Raw genomic sequence first — 21989 nt, forward strand, 5'->3', positions numbered from 1 at the left:
TCAGATCAGCGGACGCGGATTGGACAGATATTGCGTGCGGATCGCATGCGCAGTCGAATAGGCCAGCCCGCCGAGCAGGCCTGTCGGATTGTACTGCGTGTTCTGCACGAAATTGCCTGCGCCGGTCATGAACACATTGTGCTTGTCCCAGGCCTGCGAGTAACGGTTGACCACGCCCTCACGCGGATTTTCCGACATGATATGGCCACCCGTATTGTGCGTCGTCTGATATGGGCGCACGTCGTATTGAGCGCCTTCCTTCTTGAACGACGACTGCAGCAGGTCCGGATTCATCGTCTTCGCCAGCTCTTCCATCTTGGTCTTCATGTACTGGGTCATCCGGATATCGTTCGGATTCCAGTTGAAGGTCATGCGCATAAGCGGGCGACCGTGACGGTCCTTGTAGGTCGGGTCCAGATCGAGATGGTTGGTCCGGTAGGACATATGCGAACCATGGCTGCCGATGGACATGGCGTGGCCGTACCATTCGGCGATGGCTTTTTTCCATGCCCCACCCCAAGCTGGAGTGCCTGACGGCAGCGGCATGCTGCGGATCGGCTGACCGTTGGTCTGGCCTGCGCGCCAGTACGAACCGCCGATGAAGCCTTCCCGTCCGAAATCGATCTGATTGACACCGAAATCGTCGATGCACATGCCGTTCGCGCCGGTGCCGATGAACGGATTGAACTCTTCATCCTTGAAGAAGAGCGTCACGCCGCCATTCATCTGATAGGCATAATTACGCCCGGTCACACCTTCGCCCGTCGCCGGGTCGTATGGCTGGCCGATGCCGGAAAGCAGCGCCAGATGCACATTGTTGAGTGAGAAGGACGCAAGAATAACGATATCGGCGGGCTGGAACACTTCTTCCTGTGTCGCCTCATCGAAATAGGTCACGCCTGTAGCCGTCTTGCCATCCGGCGCCATTTCGACGCGCAGAACTTCCGACTCCGTGCGATAGGAGAAGTTCGGCATGCGTTTCAGTGCATCCAGAATTGCCGTCTGCGGCGAAGACTTGGAATACTGATAACAGCCGAAACGCTCGCAGAAACCGCAATGATTGCACGGCCCCATCTGCATGCCATATTCGTTGACATAGGCCGTCGACGCGATACCGCCCGGCGACGGGAACGGGTGATACCCCATGCTTTGGGCGGCATCTCCAAATTTCCGTCCGTCCCAGGTCGTGTGCATTGGCGGCATAGGATAGTCGTTGGAACGCCATCCCTCGAACGGATTACCGCCTTCGACGGTCTTGCCCTTGAGATTGCCAGCCTTGCCGGAAATGCCGGCAATGCGCTCGAAGCGGTCGAAGAACGGTTCCAACTCGTCATAATGGATTGGATAATCGCCCAGGAGCATGTCTTCCGGAATGATCTGGTCGCCCCAGCGTTCCCGTACATAGGAGCGCAGGCGCAGCTCTTCCGGCTGCGGACGCCAGTTCAGCCCGTTCCAGTGCGTACCCGCTCCGCCGACGCCATTGCCCGGCAGGAACGAGCCGAAGCTGCGATAAGGCAATGCAATTTCGTTCTCGTTGCGCCGGATCGTGACCGTCTGCTGACTGGCGCGCTGCATCAGCTTGAGGCGCACGCCATATTTCAGCTCGTCGATCATGTTGGGATATTTGAAATCGGGGACCGTGTTCTGGTCGTGGCCGCGCTCAAGCGCGACGATTTCAAGCCCTTCCTGAGCCAGTTCCATGGACAGAATTGCGCCGGTCCAGCCGAGGCCGACGACGACCACGTCTTTTTTCTTTTCCTGACGTGCCATTGTTAAGCCCTCTCGCCCTTGATCGAAATCGGGCCTAGTGGATAGCGAACATTATAGCGTTCAACCCATTCCTTGTAGCTGCCGCGCGCACCGGGGAAGCCGATATAGCTCCACGCCTGCATGCCGTGATTGCCGCCATACATCGGATCGGCGAAATAGCCTTCCTTGGTGTTCTGCAAGAGGAGCGTGAAGAAGTCGCGCAGCTCGGGCTGCAAGCCGACCTCCCCTTTCTGCAGCGAAGTCAGCGCCGCATCCTGTTGTTCCGCCGTCAGTGCGGAGAAGGCTGCGCCGTGCTTTTGTTCACACCACGCATTGAAGGCAGGGATACCCTGACGATAAATCTGTGCCGGATTGAGCGGCGTCTGCCAGCCGCGCGTCGGATCGGCGGACGGATCATGGGGACCGACCATGTACCAGTCATCCGCGCGACCGAAATCACCGGCAAGCTGGAGGTCGATGAATACCGGAACACGGGCTTCGATAGCGCCGGGACCGTCGCCATCAGACGGGATCAGTCTCGCCGTCGCGGCAAGGATGAAAGCCCATTCGACTTCATTGAAATATTGACGTTCATATTCTTCAAGCGGAACCGGGGGAGTTTGTGGTTCCGCTTTGGCTGAGACAGCGAGCCCTGAAAGCATCACACTTGCTGCGGAGGCTTTCAGAAAACTACGCCGACTTGGATATCCGGGAAGGTCGGTCATTGTCGTTTCCTGCCGATTAGGTGGGTAAGACTTTTTGAGGTGTTTCCGAGAAAGATCCACGATGCGCAGATGAGAAACATACACGCTGGATATACACACCTCCAGAATAGTTCAAATATCTTGTACCCTAGTTTTGTGAAAACCAACTAGGATTCGCTATAAAACTAGCGCCCTGACGAAATCTGGAAAGCCCGGCAAACGAGCAAAATCGGGTTAAATGAAAACTCGCTGCGCACTGTTCTCACAATCACGTGAACGCGACTTCGAACGCCGGATATTCCCTGCTCTTACCGCCCCAGCCCTTCGTTACGGCCGAACTTGCTTCATTCGAGCGGAACCGACATAGGCTTTTCGCGTTGAAAGCGATGGCCGGAAGTGGCCATTATGGCGTCATCGTGTTTTTCGCGCGATGGGAGTGAAGCGAAGGGAGGTCAAAAATGAAAGCACGCACAGCGACTATCGGTGATCTTGAAGCCGTTTTTCACGACCTTTCGAGGCGTATGGCGATTGAGTATATCGCGGCCGGCAAGGATACCAAGGCTGCCTATGACAACTTGATGATGAACCTGCGGGAAGGCCGGGCGCACGCTTTGCTACAGAACGACAAGGTGGTCGCAGTTATCGCCTGGCACGAGGCAAACGGCGCAACGGATACGCTTTTTGCGGCGAAGGAAGCCTTCTTCAACCGAAATACGGTGCGCTTCTGCAAGCAGCATATCCGGCAGATTCAGGCTTTGGCAGGCGACTTGCCCGTCCATTCGCGAAGCTGGCTTGACCGAGCCGACATCGTGAAATGGTTCAAGATCATCGGTTATGAGGAAAAGGGGACAGACAACGGTGCCCGACTATTCGAACTGCCTGCCCGCCGCGATAGTATAGTTGCCGCGTGATACTGTGCAGCCGGCTTCAAATTACTGCAACATTTGCATGGAAAGATCGGTTTCTCCTCGCGCTTTAACGCATTTCTGACGAATAGCCGTTATTCAGAAACCCGACTGCCAATCGGGTGGAATTCATGGCTTGGAAATTCATGCTTGCAAGTGCCCTTCTCGCTGTTGCGCGGACAATGCCGAGAGCCTTCGTTGCATCCAGGGGGCCGTCTGTGGTTTCCAACAACGCCACGGAGATGGAACTCAAATCCGCGCCAATCAATCCGGACTGGGTGCTGGAAGGTAATCCGCAAGCGCGATCCTGCGAGCAATCAGCAAGCAATGACCGTGCAGCCTATACAGCCATTTGGGATTGCACCGCAGGCACCTTCCGCTGGTATTTCGGTTGGGATGAAACCGTCTATATTCTGGAAGGCGAAGTACACGTTACCGACGCAGATGGCGGCACACGCACTTTGCGGGCTGGCGACGTCGCTTATTTTCGTGGCGGCACATGGGCAACATGGAAAATCGACAACTATCTGCGCAAGGTCGCTTTCATGCGACGTACCTTGCCAAAACCTGCATCTTTCATCTATCGGGCAAGCGACGCCGCAGGACGGCGACTGGGACGTCGCAAAGGCGGCACCCTCTCCTGATGACCGCTTTAGGACAGATACGGCGCTAATCGCAGCCCCGTCAGATTGACGGCTGCAGTCGCTATTCTGTATAAACGCAAAGCGGCACGCGCCGTGCATGATGGGAATGGGGTTCTCCCGAAACTGCCACCGACTGGCTGATGACTCCTGCTTGAATTGAAACAGGAGAAGAGTGAGTCGCAAGACCTCTCGGCTATATCAAGCTTCCAAAGGTCACGATCGGAGCTCTATCCATTATTGAATGGACACAGAACAATGCAAGCAACCCTAATGGTGGCACTGGGCGGAGCGATCGGAAGCGTCGCGCGATACTGGCTGGCCGTGTTGATGTTGCCTATAAGCCGTGAGCTTCCCTGGGGCACCATCGTCATCAATATTGTCGGTTCTTTTGCCATTTCGCTCTTCGGCGCATTGACGCTGGAACAGGGCCGTTTTCCTGTACCTGAAATCTGGCGCGTCGCCTTTATGGTTGGCGTGTGCGGCGGTTTCACCACTTTCTCGTCTTTCAGCCTGCAGACAATGGATCTTTTACGTGCTGGCCAACCCGGAAAAGCTCTATTCAATATCGGCTTTTCGGTCGTGCTTTGCCTGATCGCCGTATGGCTCGGACTCCTTGCCGCAGAACGCTTCAACGGCGGTATTGAGCAGGTCGCACAGAATGTGATCGAAGAAGAAGCATCATGAGCAATATGTGAGAAACAATGGCGGAGGGGGTGGGATTCGAACCCACGGTACGATCTCTCGCACGCCGGTTTTCAAGACCGGTGCCTTAAACCGCTCGGCCACCCCTCCAGGCAATTGTTTAATTTCTACTTTTCCAAAGTTTGGAAAAGCAGCAAATCGCAGCAAGCTACCGATTTGCGCCCAATCGCTCAGCGAGTGACTTCTTAGCAGCTTTTCTTGTCGCGTCAACGTGCACTGTCCCATTTGCCAGCATTCTGAACATTGGGGATCGAAGCCAGTATCAGGCACCCGATCACAAAAGCTCGATCAAGCCTCCAAAATGCAACTTTCAATGTGGCTGCCATGGGCAGTTGCTGAAAGCGCTCTAAGTTCCCGTATGTGGCCTTAATCGCAGATTGCCATTCCGGCATCATTCAACACGGAGGATTTCCCATGCAGCAGAAAATCCGGGAAAATATGGAAATCATCGGAGCCGATGGCGTGCATGTTGGCACGGTCGACCGCATTGAAGATAACCGCATTAAGCTGAAGAAGACTGATAATTCCGGGATGCATAGCAATCATCATCATTATATCGAGCTCGGCTTTGTTGCCGACATCGAAGGCAACAAGGTGAGATTGTCAGCCAATGCCGACGTGGCGGTGACCCTGGAAGAAGAGGCTTCGGGTCGTCCGGTGGATCTCTAGCATCAACCTCGGCGCCTGCTCATAACACGGGGCACCGGCTTCCGTGTTATGAGCCGAAGCCGCCTCGCTGCCCTTCCATCCATTCCCCTGAGAGATTATTGCAGATCGAGACTTCTATCTGATAGAAACTCAATACCAAAATGCCGCAAGGAAACAACCAGGCTTGTCCTTTGGTCCGTTGCGGCTTAAACTTGAGTTTAATAATCAGAATAAGAAAAAGGGAAGCGATGAGTCTGGATTCTGTTAAAGCCTTCTTTGCAGCCAAAGCGCCCGAGATCGAGGTAATTGAGCTGCCGACCAGTACTGCCACTGTTGTTTTAGCCGCCGAAGCGCATGGCGTGGAGCCGGGACAGATTGCCAAAACACTTTCCTTCTCTGCCAAGGATCGGACCATTCTCATCGTTATCCGTGGAGATGCCCGCATCGATAATCGCAAGTTCAAGGATCAGTTTGGAACCAAGCCGCGCATGCTGGATGCCGAGACCGTTCTTGCGGAAACCAGTCATCCGGTAGGAGGCGTTTGCCCGTTCGGTCTGCCGAGCGCCCTGCCCGTCTATTGCGATGTATCGTTGAAGAATTTCGAGGAAGTCGTACCTGCTGCCGGGGCCACCAACAGTGCCGTGCGCATTGCTCCGTACAAAATGGCTGAACTGGTCAGTGCCGAGTGGATAGACGTCTGCCAGTAGACCCAAACGGGCTTTTATAGCGGGTCTGGGAGGAACTCGCAGTTAATTGATACCGGTAACAACTTTTCCCCTTTAAAGGTGAGAAAAGACTTCATATATTTTAAGAATGATTCTAAAGTGGATCAAGAAATAGAAATCCGCTTAGCGCATGATCCAACCGGGCCTTGAACCTTTCCGGATCGTAGATGCGACAAGACCAGAATTTTGGAGCAACTCCGAAACAGGGAATAGGCCATTTTCGGTTTGGAATTGCGAACTCAAGGATTGGAGCGTCGTCCTCCTCGACATCGAGGTATGCAGTCGCTCCGAGACGTGTTGAAAGGAACAGTGATGCGTCTTACCCGCCAGACGAATTATGCCGTTCGTATGCTCATGTATTGCGCTGCCAACGATGGCAAGCTCAGCCGTATCCCTGAAATTGCGCGAGCTTACGGCGTTTCTGAACTGTTTTTATTCAAGATTCTTCAGCCACTTGTTGAGCACAAACTGGTGGAAACGGTACGCGGTCGCAATGGCGGCGTGCGCCTTGGCCGCGCAGCTCAGGACATTTCACTATTCGATGTCGTGCGCGTGACCGAAGAAAATTTCGCCATGGCGGAGTGCTTTGAAAATGACGCCTCCGAATGCCCGCTCGTCGATAGCTGTGCGCTCAATTCCGCGCTCCGCGAAGCACTCAACGCCTTCTTTGGCGTACTGATGAAGTACAGCATTGCAGACCTCGTCAAGGCGCGCCCGAATGTGCGCCATCTGCTTGGTCTCGATGAAATGGAAGAAGAACGCGTCGCGAGCTGATATTCCAGCGCGAATTTGAAATGAAAAGGTCCGGCTTGTTGCCGGACCTTTTCTTATTCAGCGGCTGCGCGATAGGCAGACTGAGGCAATACGAAAGGCACACCCTTTTCAGGCGGAACGCCTACCCTCAACGTGCATTCATAGACACGTTCAAGCCGCTCGTCGGTCAGGGCTTCGCGCGGCGTTCCCATCACATCCAGCCTGCCCCTGTTCATAACCGCGATACGGTCGGCAAACATAGCAGTCAAATTGAGATCATGTAGGATGGCGATCACCCCGCCGCCTGCTGCCGCGAAATCTTTTGCAATCTCCATCACCACGATCTGGTGGCGGATATCGAGGCTTGAAATCGGTTCGTCCAGAAACAGATAACGCGCCTTCCCATCCACGACCGGTTTCCAGACCTGGCATAGAACACGGGCAAGCTGTACGCGCTGCTGCTCTCCGCCGGAAAGTTCCTGATAAAGCCGTCCACCAAAGCCTGCGAGATCTACCTTCTGCAAGGCGGCATCCGGTAATCGTTTCTCTTCTTCGCGAGAAACGCCACTATAACCACCGGTAAGCCCGATCTTCACGATCTCGCGAACTGTGAAAGGAAATGACAAGGCGCTAGCTTGTGGAAGTACTGCCCGGCGCGCCGCCATCTGCCACGGCTTGATTTCAGCGAAAGAGCGGCCGTCTAGATAGGCCGTCCCCGTATATGCGGTGTCACCGGAAAGTGCGCGCAACAGTGTGGTCTTGCCTGAACCGTTCGGCCCCACGATTGCTGTCACCTCCCCCTGCCTCGCCGAAAAGGCGATGTCGCTGATGATGGTCTTTCCTGACAGGCTTACGCCCAATGCCTTCGTTTCAATCATGATGGCCTCACAGATCGAGAAGGCCGCGCTGGCGCAGCAATATCCAGAGGAAGAACGGCGCCCCGAAAAGCGCTGTGATAATGCCGATCGGCAATTCTGCCGGGGCCACAATCGTGCGGCTGACGGCGTCCGCCAGAAGCAGAAGCGTCGCGCCAAGCAAGGCTGATGCCGGCAGGAGATAGCGATGGTCCGGACCGATGCTGAGGCGCAGCATATGCGGCACCACAATACCGACAAAACCAATCCCCCCAGCAACGGCGACCGTCGCACCAGTAGCGGCAGCCACGGTCACAATCGCTATGTTCTTGATGCGCTGCACCTGAATGCCGAGATGACCGGCGGCAGCTTCACCCAGAGCCAACGCATTGAGGCCACGCGCAAGCAACGGCGAAACAACCAGAATGATGGCAATAATCGGTCCCGCGGCGCCAATCTTGGCCCAGGTGGAACCCGCGAGCGAACCGAGCCCCCAGAACGTCAGATCACGCAACTGTCGATCATCGGCCAGATAGATGAGTCCACCGGTCGCTGCACCTGCCAAAGCGCCAAGCGCTATGCCTGCAAGCAGCATGGTTGCAACAGAGGTGCGCCCTCGGCGCGTCGCGACACGGTAGAGCAGCAGGGTGCTGGCAAGCCCGCCGAGAAATGCGGCGAGCGGTAAAGCATAAACGCCGAGGATCGCAATAACGGGTGTAAGAAAAGTGCCACCCAGAACGATCATCGATACTGCGCCAAGGCCGGCACCGGCAGACACACCGACAAGCGCCGGATCGGCCAGCGGATTGCGGAAGAGGCCCTGCATCACAGCCCCGGAAACGGCGAGCCCAGCTCCTATCAAAATGCCCATAACGATACGCGGCAGGCGGATCTCCATGATAATCAGGTGATCACGGCGAAATGCATCCGCACCTTCGGCTGCGCCGGAGGAGGTCAGAGTGCGCAGAACCGAAAGCACGGATGCATCCGAAGCACCAGCCGTCAGGCTGAACAGAGCGGCGATGCATAAAGTGAGCATAAGTATTATGATGGTTAGACGCGCACGGGCCGCGCGGTCTCCCGTGATGTCACCATCTGGGATGGCTACTTCTTTTTCAGAATGACGCGCTGCAAAGCGCTGTTCGCGCGCTACGCGACCTTGGCTGGTCATTTCGAATAATCCTCGTAATCAGGCCTGCATGTTCTTCAAACGCGCAAACCCGATCATGTTATTGCGCTGCGGTAGCACCATAGAGTTTTGCTGACAGATCACGAATGGCAGCGCCGGTCCGTGGACCAAATCCCAACAGATAGGTCGCATCCATCGAAACGATATTCTTGTTTCGCCCTGCCGGTGTTGCGGCAATGATGGGATTTTTGAGCAGCGATTCCGGCGTCATCCCGTCCGCACCCGTATCCATCATCAGGACCATGTCGGGCGCTGCTTTCTCGACAGCCTCGTCCGTCAGTTGCTTATATCCGTGATATTCGGTGATGACGTTCTCGCCACCGGCAAGCTCGATCATTCCGTTGGCTGCCGTGCCTGTGCCCGATGCCATCATACGCCCGCCAGGAGCCGACAGTACGAAAAGCACACGCTTGCGTGGGCTGTGGCCTGCCGCAGCCTTCTCTGCCGCTTCGATATCGCGCGAGACTTCGGCCGCGAGTCGTTTGGCCTTGTCTTCGAGGCCAAGAGCCTTTCCCACGATATCGATTTTCTTGACGACGCTTTCGCCTGTATAGGTTTCCGGCACGACGATCATCGGCACTGATGCTTTTTTCAGAACATCGAGCGTGTCCTGCGGACCGCTGCCTTCAAGGAGCAGAATACCGGTCGGGTTAACCGAAAGCACGCCTTCGGGTGCAAGCTGGCGCATATACCCAATATCGGGCAGCTTCTTCACCCCTTCAGGATACGCACTCGTCTGGTCACGCGCGGCAAGCATCTTGTCTCCACCGAGAGCATAGACGATTTCCGTCAGCGAGCCGCCGACGGAAACGATGCGCGACGTATCGCTAAAATGATCGACAGTCTCGGCGCGCGCTACACCGGTAACCGTCAGCGACAACGCGATGATAGCCAGGGCAGCTCCGCGCCTTAAGTGCGAGGAAATAAACGACATTGCCGTCACCTTATGCAGCAGACGACTGCGGTAGACGCGGAAGATTTTCCACAATCATACGCCAATCGGCCAGCTCTGCTTCCCCTTCGTGACGCTCGCCGAAGAACTGAACGATCAGTTCGCCATTGGCATCATAGGCTTCCAGCGATGTCACATGACCGTCCTTCGTCGGCTTGCGCACGACCCAGACATCGGCGATGTGATCGACACGCAGATGCATATGGAACGTCGGGTCCAGTACGTTCAGCCACGGGCCCATCATCTTGATCTCGAGGATCGGGCCAGTATGGATCTGTATGCAGCCGCGGCTACCGACAAAGCACATGATCGGAAGCTTTTCCTGCACCGCATGGTTCATCATAGCTTCGACCGACGACGTGTCGACACGCCAGGCGAAATCATGACCGGCAAGATGCACAGCCTGATGCCGATCCACGCCGAAATCCTTCAACAAGCCGACAAACTGATGCACATCGGTAAGAGAACCCCAGCGTTCGCGGAAAGCATCAATGTCGAGAAGCGACACGTCCGTCTTCGGTCCCTTAGGCGCAAGAGCGCTGGTCTCAATGGCGGGTGACTGATCGTCCAGCAGCAAATCGCTGACAAGCACCTCGTAGGCTTCAATGTTGGAAGCCGGACGCAGATGAATCTTGAAGACTGCCTCGCCCGTGGCATCGAAGAACTGCAGGCTGCGGCGCGTTGTTTCGCCATCCTGCTTGGAGACCGCAAAACCGTGAACCCAATGCTTCGGGAAAATACGGAGGTCGATTTCCTTGCCTAGCGCCAGCGAGGCATGCGGTCCCCAGACTGTCTTTTCAAAAGGCCCGATCTTCTCATGGACGACACTCTCATTGCGCGTCAGCGCCATGATTTCGCCGACGGCCCTAATGCGGTTCAACAGCGTTTCGACATCGGCGCGAACACGCCGCGCCGAAATCCCTGCCGTTGCATCTTGTCCGCAATGCGCTGCTACGAAATCGGCTTCTGATATACCGAGGCTCTGCGCAAAATCGCGTTCACGCATTTTCGGATTATCAGCCCGTGCCTTGAGAATCTGCTCTGGGGAGGGCTTGGAATGAGTCGTCATCTGATGGTTGCCTACTTGTTTAGGATGAGCTTGCCTTGGCGGGTGATCTTGAGGCGATAGAGCGAGCCGCCGTGCTCTATGCCCACTTCCCGGGAGCCGTCGAAGAGTTCGCGACTGCCATAGGTTTTAAGTTGCGGCTCAAGTGCACTCTCGCCGAAGCGAGGTTTTATCTGAGCCGGGACAGACCCGGTTGAATCGCCGCTGAGCTGGCTTTCAGGTATGCGATTTGCAGTTCTGTCGGAAACGGGTCCGCGCGGTAACCGCACCTGCATGTCGATATGGATTCGCCTGTTCATTTTCTCGCCTCAGCATCGACTTTTCACATGGTGATGTTCGCAAATTTGTTTTGTTGACATCAACAGTCATGTTTATTAATCACTGCATTACTGGAATAATCGAGTCAAGTTTAAATCTCGATTTTTCAACGCAAGCCCGGAAGAAACTGTCTTCCCAGCCAGCACGCGGCCTTCTCTTGAGGGGGAAGTCATAAACAATTGAATTTTTAGGTTTCTTCGTCGCCCGTTGGGTCGGCGAAGCGCGTCTGGGTCATGAAGGAAACATTGGAAATGCGGGCGACTGGTGGGGTTCACAAACATTCAATTCTAGCGAGCAAGGGGCTTGCTGTCATTCTTGTGGCGATGACGTCACAGTCATTCGCGCAGGAACAAAAAGCTTCCGACGAGGAAGCTGGCGTTGCGCTGAAGACGATCACCATTCGCCAGGCGACCGACGCACAGGCGCCAACCTCCGTTGCGGCACCGGTCGGTAGGGTCGGCCGCGAAGAGATCAATCGTTTCGGTGGCGCAAAACTCGATGATGTATTGCGCGGAACGGCAGGCGTGTTCACTCTTCAGAATGCTTCCAATCCGGGTGTGGCCGTCAATATCCGTGGCTTCGAAGGTTCTGGTCGCGTCAACATGATGATCGATGGCGTGCCGCAGAACTATCGCAACACCGCGCACGATGCGCAGGGTTATGCCTATATCGACCCGAATCTGCTGTCGGAAATCGATGTGGCGCGCGGCGCCGTGACGACCGAAGGCGGAACCGGCCTTGTCGGCAGCGTCAATTTCCGCACACTCGGCGTCGATGACGTCATTCTGGATGGCAAGGACAAGGGTGTCCTCGGTCGCGCTTCCTGGGGCAGCAATGGCACCGGTTTCTCCGAAATGCTGGCGGGTGCTGCCCGTGTCAATTCCATCGGGATTGTTGCTGCCATCAGCCGTCACGATTCCAACGATTACAAGAACGGCGACGGCGTGACCGTCGAGAAGACCGGCGAGGAACTGACTTCGGGCCTGTTCAAAGCCGAATTCGGCCTTGGCGAAGACCAGAAGCTGACGCTTGGCGGCGTGCTCTATAACAACCATTACGGAACATATGCGAACGGCTACCGTCCGGGAACCTATACGATCTACGATATGTTCCTGCAGAACCGCACGTTCTTCGCACAGTACAACTACAATCCGTCCGACAACAATCTCATCGGCCTGGACGTCAACCTCTACCACAACAGCACGCTGCAAAACTGGGTGGACGGCAATGGCAGCTATGTCGGGCGTCAGATTTCAACGGACACCACAGGGATGACCGCCTCAAACACGTCACGCTTCACCTTTGGTGATGTAGCTGTCGCGTGGAAGAACGGCTTTGAAATTAATCGCGACAATGCTGGTGGCAACATTACTGGTGTCAACCCGACAGACGCCACTTCCAATCGCAACGCGGTCTTCTCGGAAGCGACCTGGAATTATCAGGCTTTGCAGGTCGTCACCGGCCTTCGCTACGATTATTTCAAACTTGAGAGCGAAGACAGCTCGATCTCGAACAGCGATGGCGAATTCAGCCCCAAGGTCACCGTTGCCTATAACGTGACCGACTGGCTGCAGCCTTATATTACATATGCGCACTCCATGCGTTCGCCAACCTTGCAGGAAACCTTCCTTGGTGGCGTGGCCCATGCGGGTACAACAGGTTTGCGTGGCAATCCGGATCTACGCCCTGAAAAGCAGCGCGGATGGGAGTTCGGCGTCAATATCGCACGCGACGGCATATTTACAGCAGAAGACGGCCTGCGCATCAAAGCCAACTACTACATGATGCGTGTTGAGGACTACATCACCGCCTCCAGCACGAACAGCCAGTTCATCAATGTGGATGGCACTTCCGATGTGAAAGGCTTCGAGCTTGATGCCCGTTACGATGCCGGCTTCGTCTTTGGTGGCATTGCCTATACGCACTCCACCTCCGAACTCCCGGAACAGACGGCGGGCCTCGGGGCAAACCAGTATCTGCCTGAAGATGTCGTAACAGTTACGGCTGGTGCACGCTTCTTCGAACGCAAGCTTGAGAGCGGTCTGCGCGTTCAGCATGTTTCGAGCGGCAGAAGCATCACAGGAAACGACACCGATCCTTATGCGCTGGTGGACGTCTTCGCGAAGTACAAGTTCACCGACACGGTTGATCTTTCGCTTCAGGTGCTGAACATCACCGACAAGGAATACACCCCTGCTCTCAGCACCTATGGTTCTGGTCGCGGACGCACATTCCTCGTCTCCACACAGTTCCAGTTCTAAACGTTTGAGAGGCCTGCTCACCTCTCATTCATGATCGTCGCATCTTCGAAGACCGGCCAACCTGACCGCGGCGGCCTTCTGATCCCAAGATGTGGCGCGGCGAGTGCAGCCCTACCGCTGCACTCGCCGGAAACTATATAAAGTAGCCAGTCCCAAACCTGATGGAAAAGGATCAGCAATGTTCATAGCCATGAATCGCTTCAAAGTTCGCGTCGGCAGCGAAACCGACTTCGAGACCGTCTGGAAGAACCGCGACTCCAAATTGTCCGAACTTCCCGGTTTCGAAAGCTTTCATCTTCTGCGCGGCACGACCAACGAAGAGGAAGGCTACACGCTTTATGCTTCGCACACGGTCTGGCGCAATCGCGACGATTTCGTCGCTTGGACCAAGTCCGAACAGTTTCGCGATGCGCATCGCAATGCTGGAGACAACAAGCCGCTCTATCTCGGACCTCCGCAGTTCGAAGGCTTCAGCTCCGTTCTTGGCTCCTGACGCTCGGGAGAAACGCCTGTCCACAAGGTGCGGCGAAATAGCGCATAATGGCATGGCGACGCCATTGGAACGCTGCCATGGCTATACTAAAATGGCAATTATCGTTTAAAGATGGGTAGTTAACTCATATTTAGAATGATTCTAACTTATTGATTTTTAGAACGTTTCAAAAACATAAAAATTGACAGAATAGAGCCCCACCGGCCATAACCTGACTTAATTTGGTGGGTTTTATAAATGCCATCTAAGTAATACCTTTAATGTTCGGGCCTTTAACCCTTACAGTTGGAGGAACCATTGACCGGTTCAGTTCGGCTTTACGCCACAAGTGAAATAATGCTGCTAGTTTTCTGGACCAGCAACACAGTTGAAGTACAGAATGAGCCGGTAAAGTCTCTCCGTTCGATGCTTTTCGCATCTGATTTTTGCTTTGCAAGCAACGGGAGATAGTTCCTCATGCTAGTCTGTAGCTGCAACGTTATTACCGATAAAGACATTGAAGCTGTTGTTATCGAGCTTCTCGATCAGGATTGCTGGCAGCTTATCGTTCCTGGCACCGTCTATAATATCATGTCCAAGCGCGGCCGTTGCTGTGGCTGCTTCCCAAACGTCGTGGAAACGATCATAAGGGTGACTGAAGAGTATCATCTTCGTCATAACCAAATGGACGAAAACGTGGTCCAGTTCATGGATCGTGTACGTTCTCTACGCGACAAATTCGGGAGTTCATGGAATGAAAGGCGAACCAAAGGTCATCGAGCGGCTTAACGAGGCACTGTTCCTCGAGCTTGGCGCTGTAAACCAGTACTGGCTTCACTACCGCCTCCTCAACGACTGGGGCTTCACGCGTCTTGCCAAGAAAGAACGTGAAGAATCCATCGAAGAAATGCATCATGCTGACAAGCTGATTGACCGTATCATCTTCCTCGAAGGCTTTCCGAACCTGCAGACCGTAGCTCCGCTACGCATCGGCCAGAACGTGAAGGAAGTTCTGGAAGCCGACCTTGCAGGTGAATATGACGCACGCGCTTCCTACAAGAAGTCTCGCGAAATCTGCGACGAACTGGGCGACTATGTTTCCAAGCAGCTTTTCGATGAACTCTTGGCTGATGAGGAAGGTCATATCGACTTCCTTGAAACTCAGCTCGACCTCCTCGCCAAGATCGGCGAAGAGCGTTACGGCCAGCTCAACGCAGCTCCGGCCGATCAGGCAGAATAAGCCAAACTCGCCAAGTAAACAAAAGCCGGGGCTTTGCGCTCCGGCTTTTTTTATCATCTCAACTTTACCGTTGCCCCTTTATCGTGATATTGCGCGCCCAATTTTCCGAAATTCGCAAGGTATCACCATGAGCGCACCGCGCGTCAGTTTCGTTTCACTCGGCTGCCCGAAGGCGCTTGTCGATTCGGAACGCATCATCACCAGCCTCCGCTCCGAGGGCTATGAAATCTCTCGCAAGCATGACGGAGCCGATCTGGTCATCGTCAATACCTGCGGCTTTCTCGATTCCGCACGTGATGAATCGCTTGATGCGATCGGCCTTGCACTCAACGAGAACGGGAAGGTCATCGTAACTGGTTGTCTTGGCGCCGAACCCGATGTCATCCGTGAGCGCCATCCGAACGTGCTGGCCATCACCGGGCCCCAGGCTTATGAAAGCGTGATGAGCGCGGTGCATGAAGCCGCCCCTCCCGCGCACGATCCCTTTGTCGATCTGGTGCCGCCACAGGGAGTGAAGCTCACCCCGCGCCACTACGCCTATCTGAAAATTTCCGAAGGCTGCTCGAACCGCTGCTCCTTCTGCATCATTCCGGCACTACGCGGCGACCTGGTATCGCGCCCGATCGATCAGGTGCTGCGTGAAGCGGAAAAGCTGGTCAACGCAGGCGTGAAGGAAATCCTCGTCATCTCGCAGGATACGAGTGCCTACGGCCTCGACATCAAATATCAGGAAGCCATGTGGCAGGACCGCACGGTTCGCACCAAGTTCCTCGACCTCTCGCGCGAGTTGGGCGATATGGGCGTATGGGTGCGTATGCACTATGTATACCCCTACCCGCACGTCGATGAAGTCATTCCGCTGATGGCTGAAGGCAAGATTCTGCCTTATCTGGATATTCCTTTCCAGCACGCCTCACCGGCAGTTCTGAAAAACATGCGCCGTCCGGCACATCAGGAAAAGACCTCGCGCCGCATTCAGGCCTGGCGTGAGACCTGCCCGGATCTGGCCGTGCGCTCCACCTTTATCGTCGGCTATCCCGGCGAAACGGAAGAAGATTTCCAGATGCTTCTCGACTGGCTCGACGAAGCCAAGATCGAGCGCGCTGGCTGCTTCAAATATGAGCCGGTAAAGGGCGCGAAGGCTAATGATCTCGGCCTTGAGCAGGTTCCAGAAGAAATCAAGGAAGCGCGCTGGCATCGTTTCATGGCCAAGCAGCAGCAGATTTCGACCAATCTCCTCAAGAAGAAGGTCGGGAAGCGCCTGCCTGTCATTATCGATGAAGCAAACGGCACGATTGCCAAGGGCCGTACGCGCTACGACGCTCCGGAAATCGACGGCAATGTTCATATCCAGTCGCGCCGCCCGCTTCGCGTCGGCGACATCGTGACGGTGAAGATCGAGGCGAGTGACGCTTACGATCTGCATGGCATGGCGGTCTGATGGCGGCGGAAGTTGCCATAGCGATCCGAAAAGCCGCCGCGGCTGACGTGGCGGCAATTGTCTCCATGCTCGCCGATGATGCATTGGGTGCGCAGCGCGAAGATGCGAACCTCCCTTTGAGGGATTCCTACCGCAACGCCTTTGCAGCAATCGATGCTGATCCCAATCAGCTTCTGGCAGTCGTTGAGCATGATGGCGAGATCATTGGTTGCATGCAAATCAGCTTCATACCCGGCCTGTCGCGAATGGGCATGTGGCGAGGACAGATCGAAAGCGTGCGGATTGCGAGCCACATTCGTGGCGGTGGAATAGGCCGCCAGATGATCGGGTGGGCAATCGAGCAGTGCCGTGAGCGCGGCTGTGGTCTCGTACAATTGACGACGGATAAATCGCGTTCCGACGCGCTACGTTTCTATCAGTCGCTCGGCTTCACGGATAGTCACGAGGGACTTAAGCTATCGCTTTAAGAGGTGGATTCAATCCATTGTAAGAAAATAAAAAGGGCGCTTTGAGCGCCCTTTTCTGTTTCAGTCTGGAGAAACTTACTGTGGCAGCTTGTCGTCCACGCCAGCGACGTAGAAATTGAGGCCCAGCAGGGTCTTGTCGTCAGCCTGTTCGCCTTCTTTCAGCCAGACGGAGCCGTCCTGCTTCTTGATCGGGCCAGTGAAAGGCTTCAGTTCGCCCGACTTGATCTTGGCTTCGGTTTCCTCGGCCAGTTTCTTCACGTCGTCCGGCATGTTGGTATAAGGCGCCATCTTCACGAGGCCTTCCTTCATACCCCACCAGATGTTCTGGCTTTTCCACGTACCGTCGAGAACAGCCTTCGCGCGATCGATATAATACGGGCCCCATTCGTCCACGACAGCGGTGAGCTGCGTGTCGGGCGCGAACTTGATCATGTCCGAAGCCTGACCGAAAGCCTTGATCCCGCGATCATGAGCCACCTGAATGGCAGCAGTAGAATCGGTATGCTGGGTGATGATGTCCACGCCCTGATCGATCAGAGCCTTGGCCGCATCGGCTTCCTTGCCCGGATCGAACCAGGAGTTAGCCCAGATCACCTTGACCTTGAAGTCCGGGTTGACCGACTGCGCGCCGAGCATGAATGCGTTGATGCCCTGCACGACTTCAGGAACCGGCACGGATGCGATGTAACCGGCAACGCCCTTTGTCGACATCTTGGCAGCGATCACGCCCTGCACATAACGGCCTTCATAGAAGCGCGCATTATAGGCGGACATGTTGTCGGCGGTCTTGTAGCCGGTTGCGTGTTCGAACTTCACGTCCGGGAACTTCTTGGCGACCTTAAGGGTCGGGTCCATATAGCCGAACGACGTCGTGAAGATCAGCTTGTTGCCAGCACGTGCCAGACGTTCGATGGAACGTTCGGCATCGGCGCCTTCCGGAACACTTTCCAGAAATGTGGTTTCGACCTTGTCGCCAAGCGCCTCGACAAGTTCCTTGCGGGCCTGATCGTGCTGATAGGTCCAGCCGAAATCGCCCGGAGGTCCGATATAGATGAAACCGATCTTGAGTTTATCTTCTGCATGCGCTGCGCCGCCAAGCATAAAGCTGGCCGCAGTGGCCATGGCCATAAGCGTCTTTTTCATGTTCCCTGCACTCCTTGTTTTTACCCACTAACCAAAACGAAAACCCTTGGGACGGTTTACGTCTACCCCTCAGCCGTTCGTTCTACCGGTCAGGAACAAACGGCTTGCCGAGCGAAGCCGGCGTATTCATCATCGTCAGGCGCTTGTTGCGCGAGATGATGACCAGCACCACAACCGTCGCAAGATAAGGCAGCGCAGACAGAAACTGCGACGGCAAGCCAAAGCCGAGCGCCTGTGCGTGAAGCTGGCCGATGGTCACGGCGCCAAACAAGTAAGCACCGATCAATACCCGCCATGGTCGCCACGAAGCGAAAACGACAAGAGCAAGAGCGATCCAGCCGCGCCCGGCTGTCATGTTCTCCACCCATTGCGGTACATAGACGAGCGACAATTGCGCGCCCGCAAGACCGGCGCAAGCACCACCGAACAGAACCGCCAGATAGCGCGTGCGCACCACATGCACGCCGAGTGCATGGGCCGAGCCATGGCTGTCGCCGATGGCGCGCAATGTAAGCCCCGCTCGCGTGCGGAACAGAAACCATGCCACACCGACAACCAGCAGGATAGACATATAGAAGATCGGGTCCTGACCGAAGAGGAACCGCCCGACAAGCGGCAGATCGGTGAGGTAGGGAATATGGATTGCTTCAAGCCGGACGCCGGGAAGCCCGACAAAGCTTTCGCCGAGCAAGGCCGATGCTCCAACGCCAAGGATCGTCAGTGCCAGCCCGGTTGCCACCTGATTGGTGACGAGTATGAGCGTCAGAAAGCCAAAAACGGCGGAGAAAAGCGCACCGACCAAGACAGCGGCAAACAAGCCCAGCCAGGCCGAGCCGGTCATCTGCGCAATGGCGAAGCCGGACACGGCCCCCATCAGCATCATGCCTTCGACACCGAGATTGAGCACGCCGGAGCGTTCTACGACAAGCTCGCCGATGGCGGCGATCAGGAGCGGCGTCGCTGCTGTTGCAATCGTGAGAAGAATAGCCTGCGTCAAATCCATGAGATCAGGCCTTTCCCGCTTGGCGACCGGATATGAAGCGAATGCGATAAAGGATGAGTGTATCGCAAGCGAGAACGAAGAACAGGATCATGCCCTGAAACACGCGCGCAGATTTTTCGGAAATGCCGATAGCAACCTGTGCAGCTTCGCCGCCAAGATAGGAAAGCGCCAGCACCAGACCGGCTGCTATTGCTCCCAGCGGGTTGAGGCGCCCCAGAAACGCGACAATGATCGCCGTAAAACCGTAGCCCGGAGATATGACCGGACGAAGCTGGCCAATGGCACCGGAGGTTTCCGCGATGCCCGCGAGACCGGCAAGAGCACCCGAAACCGCAAAGACGAAGAACACCATCTTGCCTGCACTGAAACCCGCAAAACGCCCTGCCCTCGGGCTTTGGCCGATAACCTTGACCTCAAAGCCCTTCAGCGTGTGCTTGAGCAGGAACCAGACGAAAATCGCTGCAACGAGCGCGAAAATAAAGCCCCAATGCGCACGACCGGATGCACTCCAGATTTCCGGCAGAATGGCGCTATCGCTGAACTGACGGGTTTCCGGGAAATTATATCCTTCCGGGTTGCGCCACGGCCCGCGCACCAGCCAGTCGAGGAGCAGTTGCGCCACATAGACAAGCATGAGGCTGGTCAGGATTTCATTGGTATTGAAGCGCACTTTCAGCAATGCCGGAATGGATGCATAAGCCGCGCCACCCGCCATCCCCATCAGCATCATCAAGGGCAGAACCACCCATGACTGCAGGTCGGGAAACATGACAGGCAGGACCGATCCCGCTATGGCACCGGCGATAAACTGCCCCTCCGCACCGATATTCCAGTTGTTGGACAGAAAACAGACGCAGAGGCCGACCGCGATCAAGATCAGCGGCGCAGCCTTCACGAGCAATTCATGCCAAGACCAGATGTCGAACAAAGGCTCGACAAAGAAGACATAAAGCGCATGTAACGGATCCTTGCCCATCAGCGCAAAAGCAAGTCCGCCGAAAATCAGTGTCAACGACAGTGCCAGCAATGGTGACAAAGCACTAAAAAGTCTCGACGGCTGCGGGCGTTTGACGAGTTCAATCCGCATCATGCAGCTCCCGCCTCTCCTGAGATACCGCCCATCAAAAGACCGATCTTTTCCAGCGTTACATCGGCAATCGGCAAAGGATCGGAGAGCTGGCCATGATTCATCACGGCAATGCGGTCACTGATTTCAAGAAGCTCATCAAGGTCCTGACTAATGACGAGAACTGCGGAACCGGAGCGCGCAAGATCGACAAGTGCCTGCCGGATATGTGCTGCGGCACCGGCATCCACGCCCCATGTCGGCTGGTTCACAACCATGACCGATGGTGAGCGATCAAGCTCGCGCCCGATGATGAATTTCTGCAGGTTTCCGCCAGAAAGTGCAGATGCGGGCGGATTTTCAGCACTCTTGCGCACATCCATTCGTTCAATGATGCGTTTTGCAGCCGATCGAAGCGCGCTCTCTGCGATCAGCTTCATCTTGCCGCCACGCAGGAACATCTTTGCGTCGGTCTTGTATCGCGACAAGAACAGATTGTCGGTCAGCGTCATGGTCGGAACAGCACCGTGACCAAGCCGCTCCTCCGGAACGAAGGCTGCCCCCATCATGCGGCGGTCGCTGATGCCGGCCTTGCCTGCATCCTTCCCGCGAATGCGCACATTCGATGGATTTGACTGCAGCACTTCGCCCGAAACAGCTTCGAAGAATTCACCTTGCCCGTTGCCTGCAACACCGGCGATGCCAACGACTTCGCCAGCGGCAACCGAGAGAGAAATATCCCTCAATGCCGTCGAAAATGGTCCACGCGGCGGTTGCGACAATGATCGGATTTCAAAAAGCGCATCTTTACCGGTATTTACTGCCACGATGGGGCTGCGTGCCACGACATTGATATCATTACCGACCATCATCCGGGCAAGCGACGCGGCAGTCTCCTTGCGTGGATCGCAATGCGCGACGACCTTGCCATGTCGCAACACGGTTGCGCGGTCACAGAGGCGCTTCACCTCCTCGAGACGGTGGCTGATATAGAGGATCGACTTGCCTTCGGCTTTCAGGCGCTCCAGCGTTTCAAACAGCTTGTCCGCTTCCTGCGGCGTCAGCACCGAAGTCGGCTCATCCAGAATGATGAGATCCGGCTTCTGAAGAAGGCAGCGCACAATTTCGATACGCTGGCGTTCGCCAACCGACAGATCACCAACATGGGCTTGCGGATCAACTGGAAGACCGTACGTCTTGCCAACCTCACGCGCACGCTTTGCAACGTCTGAAAGCGGCAACGAACGGTCTAGCGACAGGGCGATATTTTCAGCGGCAGTAAGCGAGTCGAACAGCGAAAAATGCTGAAAAACCATGCCAATGCCGAGCTTTCTTGCGACACCGGGTTCGTCTATGGTGACCGGCTGCCCCTTCCAGACAATTTCGCCTTCAAGAGGTTGCAATGCGCCGAACAGCATTTTCACAAAGGTGGATTTTCCGGCGCCGTTTTCACCCAGAAGCGCGTGAATTTCGCCTTCCCCGATGGTGAGATCGACACCATCGCAGGCCCGCAGCTGACCAAATACTTTCGTGAGCCGGCGGACATCCAGAAGAGGCCGGTCGGTTAGAGGCGCTGTCATTGTTCCCCAATTGTATTTTTGTGCGACCTTATCCAGCAAGTCTGCTCTTGAAAAGCCTAAAAGCAAGCAGCGGTGGACATATGCACACCGCTGCAATCCTGGGCCTC

The 21989-nt window shown here is 55.5% G+C and carries 23 protein-coding genes, 1 tRNA gene and 1 riboswitch; of the genes, 12 read left to right on the forward strand and 12 right to left on the reverse strand.

The genetic code is table 11. The features are described 5' to 3' along the window. The gene (locus ACYSN1_RS09550) at positions 1–1770 is read right to left on the reverse strand and encodes a GMC family oxidoreductase (RefSeq protein WP_461725455.1); all 1770 of its coding nucleotides are present in this window, start codon (positions 1768–1770) and stop codon (positions 1–3) included. A gap of 2 nt (positions 1771–1772) precedes the next feature. Further along, complete coding sequence (locus tag ACYSN1_RS09555) at positions 1773–2474, reverse strand: gluconate 2-dehydrogenase subunit 3 family protein (protein WP_461725456.1); 702 nt, start codon at positions 2472–2474, stop codon at positions 1773–1775. A gap of 437 nt (positions 2475–2911) precedes the next feature. Here ACYSN1_RS09555 and ACYSN1_RS09560 point away from each other — a divergent pair, with 437 nt between their 5' ends. The 3 genes from ACYSN1_RS09560 to crcB all read left to right on the forward strand — a co-directional run bounded on the left by ACYSN1_RS09560 (position 2912) and on the right by crcB (position 4686). Further along, positions 2912–3364, forward strand: a complete 453-nt coding sequence (locus ACYSN1_RS09560) for a hypothetical protein (RefSeq protein WP_461725457.1) — start codon at positions 2912–2914, stop codon at positions 3362–3364. 125 nt (positions 3365–3489) lie between these two features. Next, positions 3490–4002, forward strand: a complete 513-nt coding sequence (locus tag ACYSN1_RS09565) for a cupin domain-containing protein (RefSeq protein ID WP_461725458.1) — start codon at positions 3490–3492, stop codon at positions 4000–4002. 93 nt (positions 4003–4095) lie between these two features. Next, a riboswitch (Fluoride riboswitch) is annotated at positions 4096–4159 on the forward strand. Positions 4160–4257: 98 nt separating this feature from the next. Continuing rightward, the gene (gene crcB / locus ACYSN1_RS09570) at positions 4258–4686 is read left to right on the forward strand and encodes a fluoride efflux transporter CrcB (RefSeq protein WP_461725459.1); all 429 of its coding nucleotides are present in this window, start codon (positions 4258–4260) and stop codon (positions 4684–4686) included. A gap of 18 nt (positions 4687–4704) precedes the next feature. Here the strand turns inward: crcB and ACYSN1_RS09575 are convergent. Next, positions 4705–4794, reverse strand: a tRNA-Ser gene (locus tag ACYSN1_RS09575). Between the two features lie 324 nt (positions 4795–5118). Between ACYSN1_RS09575 and ACYSN1_RS09580 the strand changes: the two genes are divergently transcribed. The 3 genes from ACYSN1_RS09580 to rirA all read left to right on the forward strand — a co-directional run bounded on the left by ACYSN1_RS09580 (position 5119) and on the right by rirA (position 6851). Continuing rightward, positions 5119–5373 carry a DUF2171 domain-containing protein gene (locus tag ACYSN1_RS09580; protein WP_461725460.1) on the forward strand — a complete coding sequence of 85 codons (255 nt, stop codon included), beginning with the start codon at positions 5119–5121 and terminating at the stop codon, positions 5371–5373. A gap of 227 nt (positions 5374–5600) precedes the next feature. Then, positions 5601–6059, forward strand: coding sequence for a YbaK/EbsC family protein (locus tag ACYSN1_RS09585; RefSeq protein ID WP_461725461.1), 459 nt, complete (start codon positions 5601–5603; stop codon positions 6057–6059). Between the two features lie 330 nt (positions 6060–6389). Further along, entirely contained in the window at positions 6390–6851 is a 462-nt protein-coding gene (gene rirA / locus ACYSN1_RS09590; RefSeq protein WP_140019194.1) for an iron-responsive transcriptional regulator RirA, read from the forward strand. 53 nt (positions 6852–6904) lie between these two features. Here the strand turns inward: rirA and ACYSN1_RS09595 are convergent, their stop codons facing one another. Genes ACYSN1_RS09595 through hemP form a run of 5 tightly spaced genes read right to left on the reverse strand, consistent with a single transcriptional unit; the run spans position 6905 to position 11166 of the window. Continuing rightward, on the reverse strand, positions 6905–7708 hold the full coding sequence (locus ACYSN1_RS09595) for a heme ABC transporter ATP-binding protein (RefSeq protein WP_461725462.1): 804 nt from the start codon (positions 7706–7708) through the stop codon (positions 6905–6907). 7 nt (positions 7709–7715) lie between these two features. Then, on the reverse strand, positions 7716–8855 hold the full coding sequence (locus ACYSN1_RS09600) for a FecCD family ABC transporter permease (RefSeq protein WP_461725463.1): 1140 nt from the start codon (positions 8853–8855) through the stop codon (positions 7716–7718). 58 nt (positions 8856–8913) lie between these two features. Then, on the reverse strand, positions 8914–9807 hold the full coding sequence (locus ACYSN1_RS09605) for a heme/hemin ABC transporter substrate-binding protein (RefSeq protein WP_461725464.1): 894 nt from the start codon (positions 9805–9807) through the stop codon (positions 8914–8916). Positions 9808–9817: 10 nt separating this feature from the next. After that, the gene (locus ACYSN1_RS09610) at positions 9818–10894 is read right to left on the reverse strand and encodes a hemin-degrading factor (protein WP_461725465.1); all 1077 of its coding nucleotides are present in this window, start codon (positions 10892–10894) and stop codon (positions 9818–9820) included. 11 nt (positions 10895–10905) lie between these two features. After that, complete coding sequence (hemP, locus tag ACYSN1_RS09615; RefSeq protein ID WP_328593080.1) at positions 10906–11166, reverse strand: hemin uptake protein HemP; 261 nt, start codon at positions 11164–11166, stop codon at positions 10906–10908. A 276-nt stretch (positions 11167–11442) separates the two neighbouring features. On the opposite strand from hemP, the gene ACYSN1_RS09620 reads away from it, so the two are divergent. The 6 genes from ACYSN1_RS09620 to ACYSN1_RS09645 all read left to right on the forward strand — a co-directional run bounded on the left by ACYSN1_RS09620 (position 11443) and on the right by ACYSN1_RS09645 (position 17090). Continuing rightward, on the forward strand, positions 11443–13470 hold the full coding sequence (locus ACYSN1_RS09620) for a TonB-dependent receptor domain-containing protein (protein WP_461725466.1): 2028 nt from the start codon (positions 11443–11445) through the stop codon (positions 13468–13470). Between the two features lie 178 nt (positions 13471–13648). After that, on the forward strand, positions 13649–13963 hold the full coding sequence (locus ACYSN1_RS09625) for an antibiotic biosynthesis monooxygenase family protein (RefSeq protein ID WP_461725467.1): 315 nt from the start codon (positions 13649–13651) through the stop codon (positions 13961–13963). Positions 13964–14419: 456 nt separating this feature from the next. Continuing rightward, positions 14420–14731, forward strand: coding sequence for a (2Fe-2S)-binding protein (locus ACYSN1_RS09630; RefSeq protein WP_109986605.1), 312 nt, complete (start codon positions 14420–14422; stop codon positions 14729–14731). Further along, positions 14697–15182 carry a bacterioferritin gene (gene bfr, locus ACYSN1_RS09635; protein WP_006468896.1) on the forward strand — a complete coding sequence of 162 codons (486 nt, stop codon included), beginning with the start codon at positions 14697–14699 and terminating at the stop codon, positions 15180–15182. The genes ACYSN1_RS09630 and bfr overlap by 35 nt, the downstream gene beginning before the upstream one ends. Before the next feature lie 127 nt (positions 15183–15309). Continuing rightward, positions 15310–16623, forward strand: a complete 1314-nt coding sequence (rimO, locus tag ACYSN1_RS09640) for a 30S ribosomal protein S12 methylthiotransferase RimO (protein WP_461725468.1) — start codon at positions 15310–15312, stop codon at positions 16621–16623. Continuing rightward, positions 16623–17090, forward strand: a complete 468-nt coding sequence (locus ACYSN1_RS09645) for a GNAT family N-acetyltransferase (RefSeq protein WP_461725469.1) — start codon at positions 16623–16625, stop codon at positions 17088–17090. Before rimO ends, ACYSN1_RS09645 begins: the two co-directional genes overlap by 1 nt. 75 nt (positions 17091–17165) lie before the next feature. Here the strand turns inward: ACYSN1_RS09645 and ACYSN1_RS09650 are convergent, their stop codons facing one another. From ACYSN1_RS09650 to ACYSN1_RS09665, 4 genes are all read right to left on the reverse strand, one after another. After that, entirely contained in the window at positions 17166–18233 is a 1068-nt protein-coding gene (locus ACYSN1_RS09650; RefSeq protein WP_461725470.1) for a BMP family ABC transporter substrate-binding protein, read from the reverse strand. An 82-nt stretch (positions 18234–18315) separates the two neighbouring features. Continuing rightward, positions 18316–19236, reverse strand: a complete 921-nt coding sequence (locus tag ACYSN1_RS09655) for an ABC transporter permease (protein WP_151646599.1) — start codon at positions 19234–19236, stop codon at positions 18316–18318. Between the two features lie 4 nt (positions 19237–19240). Beyond that, positions 19241–20323 carry an ABC transporter permease gene (locus ACYSN1_RS09660; protein ID WP_109986660.1) on the reverse strand — a complete coding sequence of 361 codons (1083 nt, stop codon included), beginning with the start codon at positions 20321–20323 and terminating at the stop codon, positions 19241–19243. Continuing rightward, the gene (locus ACYSN1_RS09665) at positions 20323–21882 is read right to left on the reverse strand and encodes an ABC transporter ATP-binding protein (RefSeq protein WP_461725471.1); all 1560 of its coding nucleotides are present in this window, start codon (positions 21880–21882) and stop codon (positions 20323–20325) included. The genes ACYSN1_RS09660 and ACYSN1_RS09665 overlap by 1 nt, the downstream gene beginning before the upstream one ends. Positions 21883–21989: the final 107 nt, after the last annotated feature.

Source organism: Brucella sp. LJL56, assembly GCF_054871705.1.

Excerpts from the sequence above, each read along its gene's own strand:
- ACYSN1_RS09550 (WP_461725455.1), bottom strand. The coding sequence starts at position 1,770 with ATGGCACGTCAGGAAAAGAAAAAAGACGTGGTCGTCGTCGGCCTCGGC.
- ACYSN1_RS09555 (WP_461725456.1), bottom strand. The coding sequence starts at position 2,474 with ATGACCGACCTTCCCGGATATCCAAGTCGGCGTAGTTTTCTGAAAGCC.
- ACYSN1_RS09560 (WP_461725457.1), top strand. The coding sequence starts at position 2,912 with ATGAAAGCACGCACAGCGACTATCGGTGATCTTGAAGCCGTTTTTCAC.
- ACYSN1_RS09565 (WP_461725458.1), top strand. The coding sequence starts at position 3,490 with ATGGCTTGGAAATTCATGCTTGCAAGTGCCCTTCTCGCTGTTGCGCGG.
- crcB (WP_461725459.1), top strand. The coding sequence starts at position 4,258 with ATGCAAGCAACCCTAATGGTGGCACTGGGCGGAGCGATCGGAAGCGTC.
- ACYSN1_RS09580 (WP_461725460.1), top strand. The coding sequence starts at position 5,119 with ATGCAGCAGAAAATCCGGGAAAATATGGAAATCATCGGAGCCGATGGC.
- ACYSN1_RS09585 (WP_461725461.1), top strand. The coding sequence starts at position 5,601 with ATGAGTCTGGATTCTGTTAAAGCCTTCTTTGCAGCCAAAGCGCCCGAG.
- rirA (WP_140019194.1), top strand. The coding sequence starts at position 6,390 with ATGCGTCTTACCCGCCAGACGAATTATGCCGTTCGTATGCTCATGTAT.
- ACYSN1_RS09595 (WP_461725462.1), bottom strand. The coding sequence starts at position 7,708 with ATGATTGAAACGAAGGCATTGGGCGTAAGCCTGTCAGGAAAGACCATC.
- ACYSN1_RS09600 (WP_461725463.1), bottom strand. The coding sequence starts at position 8,855 with ATGACCAGCCAAGGTCGCGTAGCGCGCGAACAGCGCTTTGCAGCGCGT.
- ACYSN1_RS09605 (WP_461725464.1), bottom strand. The coding sequence starts at position 9,807 with ATGTCGTTTATTTCCTCGCACTTAAGGCGCGGAGCTGCCCTGGCTATC.
- ACYSN1_RS09610 (WP_461725465.1), bottom strand. The coding sequence starts at position 10,894 with ATGACGACTCATTCCAAGCCCTCCCCAGAGCAGATTCTCAAGGCACGG.
- hemP (WP_328593080.1), bottom strand. The coding sequence starts at position 11,166 with ATGCAGGTGCGGTTACCGCGCGGACCCGTTTCCGACAGAACTGCAAAT.
- ACYSN1_RS09620 (WP_461725466.1), top strand. The coding sequence starts at position 11,443 with ATGAAGGAAACATTGGAAATGCGGGCGACTGGTGGGGTTCACAAACAT.
- ACYSN1_RS09625 (WP_461725467.1), top strand. The coding sequence starts at position 13,649 with ATGTTCATAGCCATGAATCGCTTCAAAGTTCGCGTCGGCAGCGAAACC.
- ACYSN1_RS09630 (WP_109986605.1), top strand. The coding sequence starts at position 14,420 with ATGCTAGTCTGTAGCTGCAACGTTATTACCGATAAAGACATTGAAGCT.
- bfr (WP_006468896.1), top strand. The coding sequence starts at position 14,697 with ATGAAAGGCGAACCAAAGGTCATCGAGCGGCTTAACGAGGCACTGTTC.
- rimO (WP_461725468.1), top strand. The coding sequence starts at position 15,310 with ATGAGCGCACCGCGCGTCAGTTTCGTTTCACTCGGCTGCCCGAAGGCG.
- ACYSN1_RS09645 (WP_461725469.1), top strand. The coding sequence starts at position 16,623 with ATGGCGGCGGAAGTTGCCATAGCGATCCGAAAAGCCGCCGCGGCTGAC.
- ACYSN1_RS09650 (WP_461725470.1), bottom strand. The coding sequence starts at position 18,233 with ATGAAAAAGACGCTTATGGCCATGGCCACTGCGGCCAGCTTTATGCTT.
- ACYSN1_RS09655 (WP_151646599.1), bottom strand. The coding sequence starts at position 19,236 with ATGGATTTGACGCAGGCTATTCTTCTCACGATTGCAACAGCAGCGACG.
- ACYSN1_RS09660 (WP_109986660.1), bottom strand. The coding sequence starts at position 20,323 with ATGCGGATTGAACTCGTCAAACGCCCGCAGCCGTCGAGACTTTTTAGT.
- ACYSN1_RS09665 (WP_461725471.1), bottom strand. The coding sequence starts at position 21,882 with ATGACAGCGCCTCTAACCGACCGGCCTCTTCTGGATGTCCGCCGGCTC.